The 15,843-nt window shown below is 68.8% G+C and carries 12 protein-coding genes and 1 pseudogene; 7 read left to right on the forward strand and 6 right to left on the reverse strand.

Annotation, left to right across the window (positions count from 1 at the left end; translation table 11 throughout):
* From VSO01S_RS27490 to VSO01S_RS07655, 7 genes and pseudogenes are all read left to right on the forward strand, one after another.
* A pseudogene (locus VSO01S_RS27490) lies at positions 1–1,020 on the forward strand (Rne/Rng family ribonuclease); the annotation flags it as partial.
* A 497-nt stretch (positions 1,021–1,517) separates the two neighbouring features.
* Positions 1,518–2,150, forward strand: coding sequence for a sugar transferase (locus tag VSO01S_RS07630; protein WP_245684140.1), 633 nt, complete (start codon positions 1,518–1,520; stop codon positions 2,148–2,150).
* Positions 2,147–3,130, forward strand: a complete 984-nt coding sequence (gene fcl / locus VSO01S_RS07635; protein WP_068641210.1) for a GDP-L-fucose synthase — start codon at positions 2,147–2,149, stop codon at positions 3,128–3,130. Before VSO01S_RS07630 ends, fcl begins: the two co-directional genes overlap by 4 nt.
* Positions 3,108–4,163: a hypothetical protein gene (locus tag VSO01S_RS07640; protein WP_153305163.1), complete on the forward strand. Its 1,056-nt coding sequence runs from the start codon at positions 3,108–3,110 to the stop codon at positions 4,161–4,163. The genes fcl and VSO01S_RS07640 overlap by 23 nt, the downstream gene beginning before the upstream one ends.
* Before the next feature lie 10 nt (positions 4,164–4,173).
* Positions 4,174–5,517 (forward strand): O-antigen ligase family protein, encoded by a 1,344-nt coding sequence (locus VSO01S_RS07645; protein ID WP_068641212.1) that lies wholly within the window; start codon positions 4,174–4,176, stop codon positions 5,515–5,517.
* Positions 5,518–5,524: 7 nt separating this feature from the next.
* Positions 5,525–6,721 carry a glycosyltransferase gene (locus VSO01S_RS07650; RefSeq protein ID WP_068641213.1) on the forward strand — a complete coding sequence of 399 codons (1,197 nt, stop codon included), beginning with the start codon at positions 5,525–5,527 and terminating at the stop codon, positions 6,719–6,721.
* Positions 6,714–8,045, forward strand: coding sequence for a glycosyltransferase WbuB (locus tag VSO01S_RS07655; RefSeq protein WP_373282884.1), 1,332 nt, complete (start codon positions 6,714–6,716; stop codon positions 8,043–8,045). The genes VSO01S_RS07650 and VSO01S_RS07655 overlap by 8 nt, the downstream gene beginning before the upstream one ends.
* Positions 8,046–8,102: 57 nt before the next feature.
* Here VSO01S_RS07655 and VSO01S_RS07660 read toward each other — a convergent pair whose 3' ends face one another.
* From VSO01S_RS07660 to hemC, 6 genes are all read right to left on the reverse strand, one after another.
* Complete coding sequence (locus VSO01S_RS07660) at positions 8,103–10,367, reverse strand: polysaccharide biosynthesis tyrosine autokinase (RefSeq protein WP_084241738.1); 2,265 nt, start codon at positions 10,365–10,367, stop codon at positions 8,103–8,105.
* The gene (locus VSO01S_RS07665) at positions 10,364–11,515 is read right to left on the reverse strand and encodes a polysaccharide biosynthesis/export family protein (protein WP_245684141.1); all 1,152 of its coding nucleotides are present in this window, start codon (positions 11,513–11,515) and stop codon (positions 10,364–10,366) included. Before VSO01S_RS07665 ends, VSO01S_RS07660 begins: the two co-directional genes overlap by 4 nt.
* Positions 11,516–11,695: 180 nt before the next feature.
* Complete coding sequence (locus VSO01S_RS07670) at positions 11,696–12,982, reverse strand: heme biosynthesis HemY N-terminal domain-containing protein (RefSeq protein WP_068641216.1); 1,287 nt, start codon at positions 12,980–12,982, stop codon at positions 11,696–11,698.
* Positions 12,983–12,998: 16 nt separating this feature from the next.
* Positions 12,999–14,084: a uroporphyrinogen-III C-methyltransferase gene (locus tag VSO01S_RS07675; RefSeq protein WP_068641217.1), complete on the reverse strand. Its 1,086-nt coding sequence runs from the start codon at positions 14,082–14,084 to the stop codon at positions 12,999–13,001.
* Positions 14,081–14,848, reverse strand: coding sequence for a uroporphyrinogen-III synthase (locus VSO01S_RS07680; RefSeq protein WP_068641218.1), 768 nt, complete (start codon positions 14,846–14,848; stop codon positions 14,081–14,083). Before VSO01S_RS07680 ends, VSO01S_RS07675 begins: the two co-directional genes overlap by 4 nt.
* Positions 14,845–15,801: a hydroxymethylbilane synthase gene (hemC, locus tag VSO01S_RS07685; protein WP_068641219.1), complete on the reverse strand. Its 957-nt coding sequence runs from the start codon at positions 15,799–15,801 to the stop codon at positions 14,845–14,847. The genes VSO01S_RS07680 and hemC overlap by 4 nt, the downstream gene beginning before the upstream one ends.
* Positions 15,802–15,843: the final 42 nt, after the last annotated feature.

The raw sequence follows: 15,843 nt of genomic DNA on the forward strand, positions 1-15,843 counted from the left end.
CGCGCCGATGCGCCGGTGCGCGAGCCCCGCGATCAAGCCGCACGTGAGGCCCGCGAGCCGCGTGAACCTCGCGAGAACCGCGAGCCGCGCGAGGCCCGCGCGCCGCGTGAAGCCCGCGAGCCGCGTGAACAACGTGAAGGCCGCGAACCGCGTGAAGGCCGCGATGGCGAGCGCCGCAACGGACGTGGCGAGCGCGGCGAGCGCCGCGACAACGAGGCGCGCAACCGCGAAGAAGGCCAGGTCGTGGCGCCGGAAGCGCAACTGGCTGCATCCGAGCGCGCGAGCGGTGAAGACGCTGCAGCAGTGACCAGCGAGCGCCCCCAGCGCAACCGCGGCGAGCGAGGCGAGAGAGGCGAGCGCCGTGAACGCGCCGAGCGTGGCGAGCGCCGGGCCGAGAACGAAACGGCCAATGCCGATGCGGCTTACGTCGACGCCGCCTCGCAGCAGGTCGCAACCGACAACGCACCGGTGGCCGAAGCCGCGCGCGCAGACGGCGAAGAGCGCCGCCCCCGCTCGCGCGATCGCTACGGCCGCGACCGCCGCGAGCGCACCCCGCGCGAAGGCGCCGAACCGCGCCAGGAGTTCGCCGTTGCCGAGGAAGTGCCTGCGCAACCCGCCGCAGCGCCCGTCCAGCCCCTGCGCAGCGTGGAAGCCGCTCCACCCTCGCTCGAGTTGCCGATCAGTGCCGCGGCCCAACCGATCGAAGTGCCTGCAGTGTCGGCCGCTCCGGCGCGCGGCATGCCCAAGGTCACGCCTTTCGAGCTGCCCCTGGCCGATCTCGCGCAGATCGCCGAAGGCTCGGGCCTGCACTGGGTCAACTCCGACGCGGAGCGGGTGGCACAGATCCAGGCCGCCATTGCGGCAGAGCCCAAGCCCGTCCATGTGCCGCGCGAGCGTCCTCCTGTCGTGGTCCTGGACGAGGGCCCGCTGGTGCTCGTGGAAACGCGCCGCGACTTGAGCCAGGTGGTGCTGCCCTTCGAAGACGGCAGCTCGGCGAGCCAGGGCAACCGGGTCAGCTGATCCCGGTGGCGGGTTCGCCGCCTCTTCCCTCAAAAAGCGACCAGGCCCGGCCTGGTCGCTTTTTTTTCGCCTGTACCCCGCTTTCGGCAGAGCCGCCCGCAACAGGACCGGACGGGCCTGCGCTCGCATTCAAAGTTGGTGCGCACACACCACAAACGCGGCACCGCCTCTGTTACGCGAACTGAAGACGAAGGGATTACATCGCTTCAGCGCTATTTATGTCGGGTAAAAGTACCCAAAAAAGCGCCACTCCCAATGGCAACACACGCCGTTCGCCGTATGGCGTACCACTTTTGAGAGCGCGACAATGTCAGCATAATGTGTTCAAATTCTTGCGAATAGTAGTAAAGCGTTACACGACCTGAGCGAGGCCGTAGATGCCGCACCCGATCCGAGGAATATGGATGTTCCGACCTGATTCCAGTGCCCGAGGCCATTTGAATCGACAGCTGTCTCCCGGCGGAGGAAGCGGCTCGTCGCCCTATGTGGCCGCCCTCGTGCCCCGCAGACTGAGCTCGACCGAACAGGCAGCAAAACGCTCGCTCGATATCGTGGGCGCCCTGACGTTCTTCGTGCTGTTCGGGCCCCTGTACCTGGCGGTGGCGCTGTGGGTTCGCCTGAGCATGGGCAGCCCGGTGCATTTCGGGCAGGTTCGCCTGGGAGAAGGCGGGCGTCGCTTTCGCTTCTACAAGTTCCGCTCCATGGTGCGCGACTCGGACACCGTGCTGGACCAGTTCCTGAGCAAGAACGACATGGCCCGCACCGAATGGGATACGTTCCAGAAGCTGGAGAAAGACCCGCGCATCACGCCCTTCGGCCACTGGATCCGCAAGCTCAGCCTGGACGAGCTGCCGCAATTCTGGAACGTGCTCAAGGGCGACATGAGCCTGGTGGGCCCCCGTCCCTGCATGGAGCGCCAGCGCACGCTGTACGGGCGCGACTGGGACCACTACTGCGCAATGCGCCCCGGCATCACCGGCCTGTGGCAGGTCAGCGGGCGCAACCGCCTCCCTTACGCCAAGCGGGTGGAACTGGACGCGTACTATGTCGACAACTGGTCGCTCTGGCTGGACGTCAAGATCATGCTCAAGACCGTCAAGGTGGTCGTTACCGGAGATGGCTCGCGATGAATGCCGACAGACGCATCTATGTGGCAGGCCACAGGGGCATGGTGGGCAGCGCCATCGTGCGCAGCCTGCAGCGCCAAGGCATCCGCTCGATCATCACCCGCACGCATGCGGAACTCGATCTCACCGACCAGGCCGATGTGCGCGCCTTCTTCGCCAAGGAGCAGCCCGACGAGGTTTACCTGGCGGCGGCCCGCGTCGGCGGCATCCATGCCAACAACACCTATCCGGCAGAGTTCATCTACTCCAACCTGATGGTGCAGAACAACGTGGTCCACGAGGCCTGGCGCGCGGGCGTGCGGCGCCTGCTGTTCCTGGGTTCCAGCTGCATTTATCCGCGCCTGGCGCCGCAGCCCATGACCGAGGGCGCGCTCCTGCTGGGCAAGCTCGAGCCGACCAACGAACCCTATGCGATTGCCAAGATCGCAGGCATCAAGCTGTGCGAGAGCTACAACCGCCAGTACGGCACCGACTACCGCAGCGTGATGCCCACCAACCTCTACGGACCGGGTGACAACTACCACCCGGAAAACAGCCACGTGGTGCCGGCCATGATCCGGCGCTTCCACGAAGCCAAGCTGGCCAACGCACCGTTCGTCACCATCTGGGGCACCGGCCGTGCAAAGCGCGAGTTTCTCTATGTGGACGACATGGCCGAGGCCTGCGTGCACACCATGAGCCTGCCGCGAGAGGTCTACACAGCGCATACGCAGCCCATGGAAAGCCACATCAACGTGGGAACCGGCGAAGACCTGTCCATTGGCGAACTGGCGCTGCTGGTGGCGGAGGCCGTCGGCTACAGCGGCGGCCTGCGGTACGACACCAGCAAACCCGACGGCACGCCGCGCAAGCTGCTCGATGTCTCGCTGCTGCACAAGCTTGGCTGGAAGGCGACCACGCCGCTGCGCGAGGGCCTTGCGCATGCCTACTCAGATTTCCTGGCCCAGCAGGCGCACGAACTTGAAGCCGTTGCCGCGGCTTGAGCGCCTTCAGGACGGCCGTGCGCTGATGGGCGACGCATTGCGCGCCGCCAGCGGCGCGCAAGGATTGCGGGAATTCGTGGCCATCGTCCCGCCGGGTACCGGCGGTGTGCGCGACTACGCCGAGATCCTGAACCGGCACATTCCCGGCCGCCTGCTCGCGCCCACCCGCGAAACACCGCTGGCCGACTATGGCCGCGGCCCCATCGCGCTGAACTTCAGCGGCTATGGCTACCACCGGCGCGGCATTCCCAGCTGGCTGGTGGAGCGGCTCGTGCAGCTGCGCGGCAACGGCGCACAGATCGGCATCTTCTTCCACGAGCTGTTCGCCTCGGGACCGCCCTGGCGCTCGGCTTTCTGGCTGCAGCCGATGCAGCGGCGCATCGCCGCCGATCTGGGCAACCTGGCCAGCTACTGGCTGAGCAATTGCAATGCCACCGCGCAGTGGCTGCGCGAGAACTGCGCGCCGGCTCCCCACCGCGTGCTGCCGGTGTATTCGAACGTGGGAGAGCCGGGCACGCGCGCCGGTGCGCGCGCCGGCAAGATCGTGGTCTTCGGCGGACCTTCGATCCGCTCCCAGGTCTACACCCGGCTCGATGCGAGCTTCTGGCGTTGGGTGATGGAGGAGGGGCTTGCCGTGCACGACATCGGCCCACCCATCCGTTCGGCCGAATACGACCGGTTGCGCGAATCCGAGCGCATCCATGCCCACGGCAGCCTGCCGGGCGAACTGGTCAGCCGGCATCTCGAGCAAGCCCGGTTCGGCCTTCTGTGCTACCCCCCGCATGTCGTGGCCAAGAGCGGGGTATTCGCAGCCTATTGCGCGCACGGGGTCTGTCCGGTTCTGCTGGCCGACGACTACGCGACGCACGACGGGCTGATGGCCGGCCGGCACTATGCCGCGGGCTTTGCTGCGCTCGCCGCCCCGGGGCTGGACCATGACGCCATCGGCGCTGCGGCCTTCGACTGGTACCAGCCGCACCGGGTGGATGCGCATGTGCAGGCCTTCCGGGACCTGATGCGCGCCTGCGCATGAGCTCTCAATCATGATCGGCACCACCGCCCTCGCCCGCCCTGCATCCGCCACCGCCTCCGGTATGGCGAAGGTGCGCGTCAGCACGACGGGGCGGCTGTTCATCTCGGTCATGCTGATCCTCATTCTGGAGGGAGCCATACGCAAATGGATCAGCAACTCCGCCACGGTGCCGCTGGTCCTGCTGCGCGACCTGCTGGCTGCCTATGTGGTGGTGTACGCATTCACCCACGGGCACTTCAGACGGCAGCGCGCGATCCTGCAGGTGATGGTGCCGTGGTCCGCCTGCGTGCTGGGTTGGGGGCTGCTGCAGCTCACCTTGGGCGAAAGCAGCTTTCCCGTGCTGCTGATCGGCCTGCGCTTCTGGCTGCTCTACCTGTGGTTCGGACTGGCGGCTGCAGCAGGCATGAGCGAGCGCGACTACATCGCGGCGGTGCGCGTGCTGATGGTTCTATTGCTGCTGATGGCGCCGCTGGTGGTCCTCCAGCGCAATTCCCCGCCCAGCGCCTTCATCAACAAGTCGCTTGACGAGGATGTGGAATCCATCTTCCTGGTCATCGCGGATGTGGTGCGCACCACGGGCACATTCAGCTTCACTTCGGGCTTCGCCAATTTCCTGAGCATCTGCACGCCCTTCGCCCTGGGGGCCCTGGAGGCGCGCAAACCCAGGATGCGGCACCGCGTGCTGGCGCTCATGATGTTCGGTGCACTGGTCGTCTGCGCGCTGGTCAGCGGATCGCGCGCTGCGGTCGTCTACGTCGGCGGCACGCTGGTGCTGTACCTGCTAGGCAACCTCGTGTTCGCGCCCCTGCGCCGCAAGGGGATCGCCCTGGTGGCAGCAGTCCTGATCGTGGTTCTGGCAGGCAGCCTGGCCTTCATCTTCCAGGACGCGGTGGAGGCCATCCAGCAGCGATTCGAAATCGCCGCGCAGAGCGAAAACTTCCTCGTGCGGATCGCTTCCACGTTCCTGGGCGAACCCGGGCTGCTGGAGCGTTCGAACTGGCTGGGCGCAGGCATCGGCGTGGGCTCCAACCTGGCGCAGTACGTGCAAACCGGCGCGCGCGCGGTTTTCATCCCCGCCGAGACGGAGGCGGGGCGGACACTCGTCGAAGGCGGACTGGTGGGCGGGCTCTTCGTCTTCCTCAAGGTCTGCTTGATCCTGCTGGGCCTCGGGGGCGCGCTCAAGCGGTCCATGCAGACACGCGCCGTTTTCCCGACGCTCGTCTGGGTCGGCCTCGCGCTGGCGCTGCTCACCTGGCCGGCGATCGGCCAGCTCACCGCCAACGGCATGCTCGGCGTCCTGCTGGGCCTGGGCGTGCTCTGCCTGCGCTATCCGCGGCTGCGACTCTTCGAATGATGCGCGCATGAGACTCCTGCACCTGATCTCCTCGGTGGACGCCGCGGGAGGCGGCCCCATCGAAGGTGCCGTGCAACTGCACCGCGCCCTGGCCGCCCAGGGCCACGCCGGCGAGTTCGCGTCGATGGACGCACCCGATGCAGCCTGTGCGCGCGCGTTCGACGCCGCGCCGCTGCACGCACTCGGCCCCGGTCGCGGCCGCTTCGGCTACTGCGCCGAGCTGCGCCCCTGGCTGGAGGACAACGCCGGGCGTTTCGACGCGGTGATCGTCAACGGCTTGTGGCAGTACATCGGGCTGGGCACGCGGCGCGCGCTCGCAGGCAGCGCCACGCCCTACTTCGTGTTTCCGCACGGCATGCTCGATCCGTGGTTCAAGCGCCGTTATCCGCTCAAGCACCTGAAGAAGTGGCTGTACTGGCCCTGGGCCGAATACCGCGTGCTGCGCGATGCGCAGCGGGTGCTGTTCACCTGCGAGGAAGAGCGGCTGCTGGCGCGGCAGAGCTTCTGGCTCTACCGCTGCGAAGAGGCCATCGTCTCCTTCGGCACGGCGGCGCCCGGCGACGATCCGCAGGCCTCCACCGACGCATTCCTGAATACCTTTCCCCATCTGCGCGGCAAGCGCCTGCTGCTCTATCTGGGCCGCATCCATTCCAAGAAGGGCTGCGATCTCCTGGTCGAAGCCTTCGCCAAGGTGTGCGGCCGCATGGCCGACGTGCACCTGGTCATGGCCGGCCCCGACCAGACCCACTGGCGGCCCGAGCTCGAGGCCTTGGCGCAGCGGCTCGGGGTGGCGCAGCAGATCTGCTGGGCCGGCATGCTGACCGGCGAGCTCAAGTGGGGCGCCTTCCGCTGCGCGCAGGCGTTCTGCCTGCCATCGCATCAGGAGAACTTCGGCATCGCCGTGGTCGAGGCGCTGGCCTGCGGCTGCCCGGTGCTGATCAGCGACAAGGTCAATATCTGGCGCGAGATCCAGGCCGCGCAGGCCGGCCTGGTGGAGCCGGACACGCTGGCGGGAACCGTCGCCCTGCTCGAGCGCTGGCTGGCCACGCCGGCGCCCGCCTGGGAGCGCATGCGCACGTCGGCGCGCCAGTGCTTCGAGCAGCATTTCCGCATGGACCAGGTGGCGCGCACGCTGGCGCAGGTGGTCCAGGAATCGCGCGGCGAACCCGCCCATCCGGCGCAAAGGCGCGGCGCCCATGTCTGATTCACGGCGGGAGGCACTCTTTGCGACCGGAGCCGAGGCGGCGCAATCCGGCGCAGGCCTCGTGCATGCCGGTGCCGTCCGCAGCCGCATGAAGCTGCTGCTGTACGGAATCAACTTCGCGCCCGAGATGACCGGCATCGGCAAGTACACGGGCGAGATGGCGCAGTGGCTGGCGGCGCAGGGCCACGAAGTGCGGGTGATCACGGCGCCGCCCTACTACCCAGCCTGGGCCGTCTGGCCGGGCTACAGCGCGCGCCGCTACCGCAGCGAACGCTGGCACGGCGTGGAGGTGACGCGCACGCCGCTGTGGGTGCCGCAGCGGCCCTCGGGACTGCGCCGCCTGCTCCACCTGGCCAGCTTTGCCGTCGCAAGCCTGCCCGCGCTGTTGCGGCAATGGTTCTGGCAGCCGGACGTGGTGTGGGTGGTGGCACCTGCCTTCGCCTGCACACCCGGCGCGCTGGCCCTGGCCAGGCTGTCGGGCGCACGGGCCTGGCTGCACATCCAGGACTACGAGGTGGATGCCGCTTTCGAGCTGGGCCTGCTCAAGGGCCGGCGGCTGCGCGACTGCGTGTGCGCGGTCGAGCGCTGGCTGATGCGCCGCTTTGACCGTGTGTCCACCATCTCGCAGCGCATGCTCGAGCGCGCACGCGACAAGGGCGTGCAGCAGGCCCGGCTCGTGCTCCTGCCGAACTGGGTCGATGTCGCGGCCGTGCGGCCGCTCACGCAGCCAAGCAGCTATCGCGCACAACTGCGCATTTCCAACGACGCAGTGGTGGCGCTGTACTCCGGCAACATGGGCGCCAAGCAGGGCCTCGAAGTCCTGGCCGAACTGGCGCGCCAGCTGAGCCATCGAGACGACATCCGGTTCGTCTACTGCGGCGAAGGCGCCAGCCGCGAGACGCTGATGCGCGCCTGCGCCGGGCTGACCAACGTGCACTGGCTGGACCTGCAGCCCGTCGAGCGCCTGCCCGAATTGCTCGGCCTGGCCGATATCCATCTGCTGCCGCAGAGGGCCGACGCGGCCGACCTGGTGATGCCGTCCAAGCTCACCGGCATGCTCAGCAGCGGCCGGCCGGTGGTGGCCGGCACCCGCGCCGACACCGAACTGGGCCAGGTGGTGGCGCAGTGCGGCCGGCTCGCCGTGCCCGACGACGCGCAGTCCTTCGCGCAGGCGGTGGAGGAACTGGCTGGCCGGCCGCTGCTGCGGCAGGAACTGGGCGCCCGCGCGCGCGCCTGGGCCGAGGAAAACCTGGCGCGCGATGCGGTGCTCGGGCAGTTCGAAGAAGCGTTGCGCGAATGCGCGGCGGGCGCTCGCCGCCGGTGAGCGCGGCAAAGCGAGGCGGGCACCTGACGGGTACTCGCCTTCTGGCGCCACTTGGCGCTACTGCTCGTTCAGGATGCTCTCGTAGTTGTAGTCGGTCGCCCGGTAGCGTCCGTAGCGGTAGCTGCTGTACGAGCGGCGCCTGGTGTCGACGCCGTTGAGCAGCACGCCGGCAGCCGTCTTGCCGCCCAGCGACAGCCGGCGCATCGACTCCTTCAGCTCGCCCATGGTCGACAGGTCGGCCCGGGCCACCATCAGCACCGAGCCGGCCTGCGCGGCGATGGCGGACGCGTCCGATGCCACCAGCACCGGCGGTGCATCGATCAGGACGTAGTCGTAGCTCTCCGACAGCTTCTGCAAGGTCGAGGCGAAGGATTCGGATGTGAGCAGTTCGCTGGGGTTGGGCGGAAGCTGCCCGGTTGCCAGGAAATCGAGGTTGGGCACCACCTGCCGATGGACGGTCTGCTGCACCGTCAGGCTGCCGGCGATGAGCTCGGACAGGCCGCCATGGCGTTGCAGGCCCAGGTACTGGTGAAGATGGCCGCGCCGCAGGTCGGCATCGACCATCAGCACCTTCTTGCCCGAGCCGGCCAGCAGCGCCGCGAAATTGGCGGTGATGAAGCTCTTGCCGACGCCCGGCGTCGGGCCGGTGATCAGCACGCGGTTGCTGGACGACTCCAGCATGGCGAACTGCAGCGCGGTTCGCAGGCTGCGCAGGCTTTCCACCGTGGGATCGTCCGGCTGCTCGATGGCCAGCAGCCGCACGCCCGTGGCCCCCGTCAGGCGCCGCTGTGCAATGCCTGCCTGCTGCTTGCTGTTCGGAATGGTGGAGAACACGGCCAGGCCGGTCTGCATCTCGACCTCGTGCGGCTCGCGGATGCGATGCTCGACCAGCATGTTGCGGATCAGCGCAACCACCACGCCGAGGAACAGGCCCAGCGCGACGGCGGCCGCCACGATCGTCTTTCGCTGCGGCTTGATGGGCACGGTCGGCTCCAGCGCCTCGTCCAGCACCCGCACATTGCCGACCTTGCCCTCCTTGACCAGCCGCAGCTGCATGGCGTTGTTCAGGAGCGATTGATAAAGCTCGGTGTTGACCTTGACGTCGCGCTCCAGGCGGACGGCTTCCTGCTGCTGCGCCGGCAGTGCCCGGATGCGCGTCTGCGAATCGGCCAGGCTGGCCTTCAGCGCCGCGATCTGGTAGTCCAGCGTCTGCACCGCCGGGTGCGCAGAGGTGAAGCGGGCCTCCAGCTCGGTGCGCTTTTGCTGCACATCGAGCAAGCGAGTCTGGCGGTCGACCGCCTGCGCCAGGGCAATGGTCGCCTCCTCGGTGAAGGAAACGGTGCCCTTCTGATTGCGATATCGGTTGTAGGAGTCTTCGGACTGCTCCAGCTGGCGCTTGACGAGAGGCAACTGCACGTCGAGGAAGGCCAGCGCCTTGCGGGCCTCCGCCGCACGGCGGTCCACGTTCTGCTGCACGTACTGGTCGCCAATGGCATTGAGCGCCTTGGCCAGCTGCGCCGGGTTGCCGCTCTGCAGCCCGACGTTGATGATCCCGGACTGCTTGCCGATCTCGAACAGCGACAGCCCGCCCTGCACTTCCGCGATGGTGGCCTGGCGAGAAAGCCGCATGACATTGAACTCGGCGCCCGGCTTGCCCGCCAGCCTGTCGATCAGCATCTCGTAGCGGCCGTCGGGCGTATTGAAGACCAGCGGCGTGCCGACCTGGCCTTGCTGGGGTTCAGCCAGGCGGTCGCCCTTGAGCGTGTAGCGTCCGCCGCCTTGCGCGACCACGGTGAATTGCGCGGAATCCACGCGCGCCGGCAGCTCCAGGCGGCTGACCGATATCTGCTCGGTGCCGGTCACGTAGCCCGGCATGCCCAGGAAGCCGGGCTCGGACAACTCGGTGGCGCGCCGGGCGAGCCATCCGCCCACATAGGGCGCATAGCGCGGCGCGGCGGCGATGTGCAGGCGCGCAGCATCCACCGCCGCGCCGATGACGTTGCGCGAGCGGATGATTTCCATCTCTGCCGCCGCCGGCGTCTTCAGGTCGAACAGGGTGCTCGCCTCGCCCAGCACGTTCTTGGTGGCACCTTCCGATTCCTCGACCTGCACCACCAGGTTGGCCGAATAGATCGGACGCTGCAGCATCGCGTAGACCACGCCCAGAATCGTCACCACCACGGTGATGGCCACGATGAGCCAGCGGTTGGCAACCAGCGCTTCGACGTAGCGGCCCAGGTCGACATCGCCGTCGGACGACATGTCCGCGACGACCGGCGCGGTGGCCGGCCCAAGCCCTGAATTCGGCGCTCTGGATGTCATCGACCTGCCCTCGTGGTGGATGGAAGGGTGACGATCGACGTGTAGGCGCTGGTCGAGGGCAGGATCAGGCTGATCACCCGGTTCCATTGAACGAGCGGCACAGGATCGACGTAGATCACATCCCTGGGTTTGAGCGGGAAGCCGTCCGCCATGGCGATGGCCGTCGCGCTCTTGGCGTCCAGGTGGTAGATGCTGTAGCCGCCCTGGGGCTGGTTGCGGATCACGTAGATCTGCCGCGGATTCGAGGTGTTCAGGTTGGCACCGCCGGCCTCGGAGATCGCATCGTTGAGGCTCAGGCGGCCGTTGCGCATCAGAAGGGGCTGCTGGCTGGCCACTTCGCCCATCACGAAGACCTTGCGTTCGTCGCGGTTGCGCACGAAGAGGATGTCGCCGTTTTGCAGCAGGATGCGCGACGGATCGATGCCCGCCTGCGCCAGGCGCATCATGTCGATCGAGGTCGTGACGCCCTTGCGGGTGAGCGTGACATGAGAGCGGTCACCGCTCGGGCCGACCCCGCCGGCGCGGCCGATGGCCTCCGGCAGCGTCAAGGGAATGTCCGTGATCAGCTGCAGTCCGGGCCGCCCCACTTCCCCCTCGATGTAGGCGCGCTTGCTGCGAAATGCCTCGATGCGCACCTGCAGCTGCGGATTGCGGAACACGCGGCTCAGGCGCTGGGTCAGCGTGTCGGCCAGCTCCTGGATGGTCATGCCCACCGCGCGGATCGGACCGGCGTAGGGAAAGCTCAGAATGCCCGCACTCGAAACGATGAAGCCGGGCGCCGGCGACACGCTCGCCGGGTCGGCCACCGTGGTGGCCGGCGTGGTGCTGAAGACCAGCTCCGGATGGTCGTAGACATACACGCCAATCGTGTCGCCGATGCCGATCTGGTAGGGCCCCGGATCGGCCATCAGCGACTTGATGTCGTCGCCCACCGGCAGGGCCAGGTCGGCCTGCATCTGGGCGATCAGCGCCGGGGTGATCGGGGTGATGGCGCCGTCCGGCGGCAGGTCGGCTGTGTCGGTGCCGGCAACCGGCATGGCCGTGGATTTCTCGTCGCGTACCGAGTCATAGCCCGGGACGACGGCGCAGCCGTGGAGCCATCCCACGATGCACACCAGCCACGCGCCACGTAAGTACAAGGTCTTCAAAAACGCCTCCGGCACTGCAATGCATTAATACTTTTGCAATCAGTTACCGAATGTACTGCTAATGTCAACAGAAGGCCAGCCCTCCGTGAGAGCTATCCCTAATGGCTGGGAACCGGCGGAACCTCGGGCCGCGAAAGCAACCGTGGACTACAACACCGGAGGGCAGCCCGCAGTCGGGGGCTAGGAAGACACATCGGCTTCGGCGGCGCGCTTCCAGGCGGCGGCGGCCTGCTCCTGGTCGCCGCGCTGCTCGGCCAGGCGCGCCAGCGCCTGCCAGGTCTGGCGATGTAAGCCAGGGTCCTGCAAGCCCAGGCCTGCCTGGGTCAGCAGTTGCTGCGCCTTGCCCCAGAGCTGGCGCTTCATGCAGGCCATGCCGGCCAGGTACTGCAGGATGGCGTCGCGCGGGTTGTTGCGCTGGGCAGCCTCGATGCGGGCCAGCCATTCGGCGTCGACCGAATCGAGCCCGGCCTCGAGCACGCGGGCCAGCTTCACCCGCAGGCCGTCGCCCAGGCTGCGCGGCTCGGCAACGGTGCGCTCCCAGATCGGCAGCAGCCAGCCGCGCGCCACGCCCAGGTCGCCGCGCAGGAGCACCTGGCGCTGCGCGGCATGAATGGCCACCTCGGGCATCTCGCGCTCCTCGGCCTCCAGCTCGGCCCACGCACGCAGCAACTGGCCGGCGTCATGCGCCTCCGACAGCAGGTCGGTGGCCAGGCCGCGGATGATGCTGTGCGCCGCAGTGGGCGAGAAGGCCCGGTGCTTGGCCAGCAGGCGCGCGGTTTCCAGGGCATCCAGCGTGCGCCGGTCCAGGCGCGCGGCCTTCAGGCGCAGGCGAAGCGCCAGCGTACGGCGCTGGGCGCCGTGCGGCAGTTCCTTCAGGCGGGCCAGCGCCGCGGGCGCGTCACGATCCTGCAGCGCCCAATGGGCAGCACGCAGCAGCGCCCCTTCGCGCGCTTCGGGGCTGAGCTGGCCGCCGGCCGTGGCGGCCTCGTTCAATGCATGCTGCAGATGCGCATCGCGCGAGGCGCGGTCCTGCAGGGCATGCGCACTCTCGGCACCCAGCAGATGCGCCATGGTGCGCACCTGCAGGGCCTGGGGCAGCCTGGCATCAAGGCCGGCCAGGGCCCGCTCCTGCGCCAGGGCGGACTGCGCGGCCTTGCCGGCCCGGGAGAAGCGCCCGGCCAGCTGCTGCGCCACCGCGTCGAGCAGTGCGGCGTGCAGGGCACGCTCCTTTTGCTGCATGCGCCATTGCCGGGCCTGCCGCGGCAGCGAGAACAAGGCGGAAAGGCCGCGCAGCGCCAGGTGCAGCGCGACGAACAGCGCCGCCAGGCTCAGCAGCACCAGGTTGAGCGACAGGTCCACCCGCCACGGCGGCCAGAACACCGTGATGGTGCCCTGGTTGTTGCCGGCAAAGAGCGCCACCGCGGCAGCGATGCCGAAGAGGGCCAGGAGCCAGAGTGCGGCGCGCATCGTTCGGTGACCGCCTTCAGCGCCCGGCCGCCGCAGCGGACAGGGCCGCCAGCGTCTCGTCGACATTGGGCGCGGAGCTTTCCTTGACCTGCGCCTGCAGTTGCTGCAGCAAAGTGGCGGCGCTCTGGGTGCGGCGCGAACGCGGGTCGAAATACCGGTTGAGGGCGGCGGTGACGGACGCCAGCTCGTTGCGTGCGGTGTCGACCTGGCGCGACAGCAGCGACAGGCGCACGGTCAACAGCTTGAGCTTGAGGTTTTCGCGCAGGAAGAACACCTGCTCGGGCGAGACCAGCACCGCCTCGGGCTTGTCGACCCGGCCGACGCGCACCAGCGAGCGCACTTCGTAGCGCACCGCGGCCACCATGCGCTGCCACCACGCGGCGTCGGCCGGCAGGGCCTCCGGCGCCCACAGCGGGGTGCCGGTCTGGGTCGCCACCGCGTTGAGCGTGGGCAGGTCGTCCACCAGTCGCATCAGGTCGTCCAGCTTGTGCAGTGCGTCGACCGTGGTGCCGCTGGAGCTGGACTGGATCTTGTCCGCGTCATGCGCCAGTGCACGCTGCAGCGGCACCAGCCGGGGTTGGGCGGAACGGGCCACGCGCTGCTCGCCGGCCTTGAGCGCGGCCAGCAGCGGCTCGACGTTGCCGGTGACCTGGGCCTGCTGCAGCCCCAGGCGGACGGCGGAATCGATGTCGACCACCAGGTTCTCGTCGCGCGAGCGCGAGAAGCTCTGGATCAGGTCCTCGAGCTGGGCGCGCTGCAGCGTCAGCTCGGCCACGCGGGTTTCATTGACCGCGATCTTGGCGGCGGCCGCCTGCACCGTTTCGCTGGCCTGGCGGGCCAGGGTTCGCGCCTCGGCCGACTGCGCCAGCGCATCGGCGCTCTGGCGCGCGAGCTGCTCCTGCATGCCACTGACCTTTTGCCACAGCGCGATCACCAGCAGCAGCGATGCGAATGCAACGGCCGCCAGAATGCCCAGCACCAGCCGCGAGGCGATGTTGTGCGAATTGGGATGCGAAACCGTGCCCGCTGGCGCTGTCAGCGCAACGGGCACGCGCTCACCGTGATCCTGCATGGTGGGGTCGGTCGGGGAGGCAAGGCTCATTGAAAGGATTCTATCGACGCGACCAGCTCGTCGAGCCTGCCCAGCGCGGTCGCGACGCGGCCGAAGCCGGCCGCCGTTGCGCTTTGCGCGATGCGCGGATGCGTGGCAACGGCCAGTGCGCCGGACCAATCGGCTGCCGGCAGCAAGGTGCACAGATTGGCGATGGCCTGCGAGCTGCTGAACAGCCACACCGTGCCGTCCTGCGCACCGGCCTGCGCCATGCGGCGCTCCTCATCGCTCCATGCGGGCGCAACGCGCCGGTAGCTTGCCACGGTCTCCTGCTGCGCACCGGCATCGGCCACCTGCCGCGACAGCCAGTCGCGCCCCGCCGGCTCGCCGGAGGCGTCGCCGCCGCGCACGAACAGCACCCGGCTGCCCGGCCGCACCTGGGGCCGCACGATCTGCCACAGGGCCTCGGAATCGAACTGCCCGGCACTTGGCCCCGGCACGTCGATGCGGGCCTCGGGGATACCGGCTGCCCGCAATGCACTGGCCGTGCCCGGGCCCGTGCCCCAGCAGCGCGGTCCCTCCGGGCCCTGCATGCCGTCTTCAAGAAAATGCTCCACCGCCGCGGCGCTCACGAACATCCAGGCATCGAAGCGGCCGGCTCGTGCCCGCACCTCGCGCAGCGCGCTGTCGTCCGCCAGGGGTTCGATGCCCAGCAAGGGCAGCGCATGGGCGTCGACGCCGCGCTGGCGCAGGGCATCGACCCAGCGCTGCGCCTCGCGCACCGGCCGGGTCACCAGCACGCGCCGCGGCGTCATGAACCGACTCGTGCCCCGCCCTGCCGCAAGGCCTGCGCGGCCTGCTGGCCCAATGCCTCGGCCTGCGCTGTCGTTGCGGCCTGGCCCTGCACGAGCGCGCGCACCAGCGGCGCATGGCCGTCGGCGTCGCCCCATGCCGCGTCGATGCGAAGCTCGGCGCCCTGCCAGCGCGCGTGCGCAGCCAGCGGTACGGAGCAGCTGCCGCCCATGGCCCGGCTGACGGCACGCTCGGCGGCGGTGGCCAGCTGGTCCTGGCGCGAGGCGAGCGGCGCCAGCAGGTCGATCAGGTCCTGTCGCGATGCGCGCACCTCGATGCCGAGCGCCCCCTGCCCTGCTGCGGGCAGCATCTCGTCCGGCTCGAAGATGGTGCGGATGCGACCCTCCAGGCCGAGCCGCTTGAGGCCGGCCGCGGCCAGCACGATGGCGTCGTACTGGCCTTCGTCCAGCTTGCGCAGGCGCGTGTCGAGGTTGCCGCGCAGGGGCTCGATGCGCAGGTCGGGGCGCATGGCGCGCAGCAGCACCATGCGGCGCAGGCTCGAGGTGCCCACCACCGCGCCTTGCGGCAGGTCGGCCAGCCGTTCGTACCGGGGCGACACCAGCGCGTCGCGCGGGTCTTCGCGCTCGAGCACGCAGGCCAGGGCAAAGCCCTCGGGCAGTTCCATTGGAACGTCTTTGAGCGAATGCACGGCCAGGTCGGCGCGGCCTTCTTCCAGGGCGAGCTCGAGTTCCTTCACGAACAACCCCTTGCCGCCGACCTTGCTGAGGGAGCGGTCGAGGATCTGGTCGCCGCGGGTGGTCATGCCCAGCAGGCTCACGCCGTGGCCGCGCGCTTCGAGCAGGGACTGAACGTGTCGTGCCTGCCACAGGGCAAGGCGGCTTTCGCGCGTGGCGATCACGAGAGAGGTCAAAAGCGTGTCTCCGGCGCTCAGGAAATGTGCATCGGATGCTAGCATGCTGCGACGCAGCAACCCCGCGGCGTGGACCAGGAAACAAGA

It is taken from the genome of Variovorax soli NBRC 106424 (assembly GCF_001591385.1).
GTDB classification, from domain to species: Bacteria; Pseudomonadota; Gammaproteobacteria; order Burkholderiales; family Burkholderiaceae_C; genus Variovorax; species Variovorax soli.

Excerpts from the sequence above, each read along its gene's own strand:
- VSO01S_RS07680 (WP_068641218.1), bottom strand. The coding sequence starts at position 14,848 with ATGACGCCGCGGCGCGTGCTGGTGACCCGGCCGGTGCGCGAGGCGCAG.
- VSO01S_RS07655 (WP_373282884.1), top strand. The coding sequence starts at position 6,714 with ATGTCTGATTCACGGCGGGAGGCACTCTTTGCGACCGGAGCCGAGGCG.
- VSO01S_RS07675 (WP_068641217.1), bottom strand. The coding sequence starts at position 14,084 with ATGAGCCTTGCCTCCCCGACCGACCCCACCATGCAGGATCACGGTGAG.
- hemC (WP_068641219.1), bottom strand. The coding sequence starts at position 15,801 with ATGCTAGCATCCGATGCACATTTCCTGAGCGCCGGAGACACGCTTTTG.
- VSO01S_RS07660 (WP_084241738.1), bottom strand. The coding sequence starts at position 10,367 with ATGACATCCAGAGCGCCGAATTCAGGGCTTGGGCCGGCCACCGCGCCG.
- VSO01S_RS07670 (WP_068641216.1), bottom strand. The coding sequence starts at position 12,982 with ATGCGCGCCGCACTCTGGCTCCTGGCCCTCTTCGGCATCGCTGCCGCG.
- fcl (WP_068641210.1), top strand. The coding sequence starts at position 2,147 with ATGAATGCCGACAGACGCATCTATGTGGCAGGCCACAGGGGCATGGTG.
- VSO01S_RS07650 (WP_068641213.1), top strand. The coding sequence starts at position 5,525 with ATGAGACTCCTGCACCTGATCTCCTCGGTGGACGCCGCGGGAGGCGGC.
- VSO01S_RS07645 (WP_068641212.1), top strand. The coding sequence starts at position 4,174 with ATGATCGGCACCACCGCCCTCGCCCGCCCTGCATCCGCCACCGCCTCC.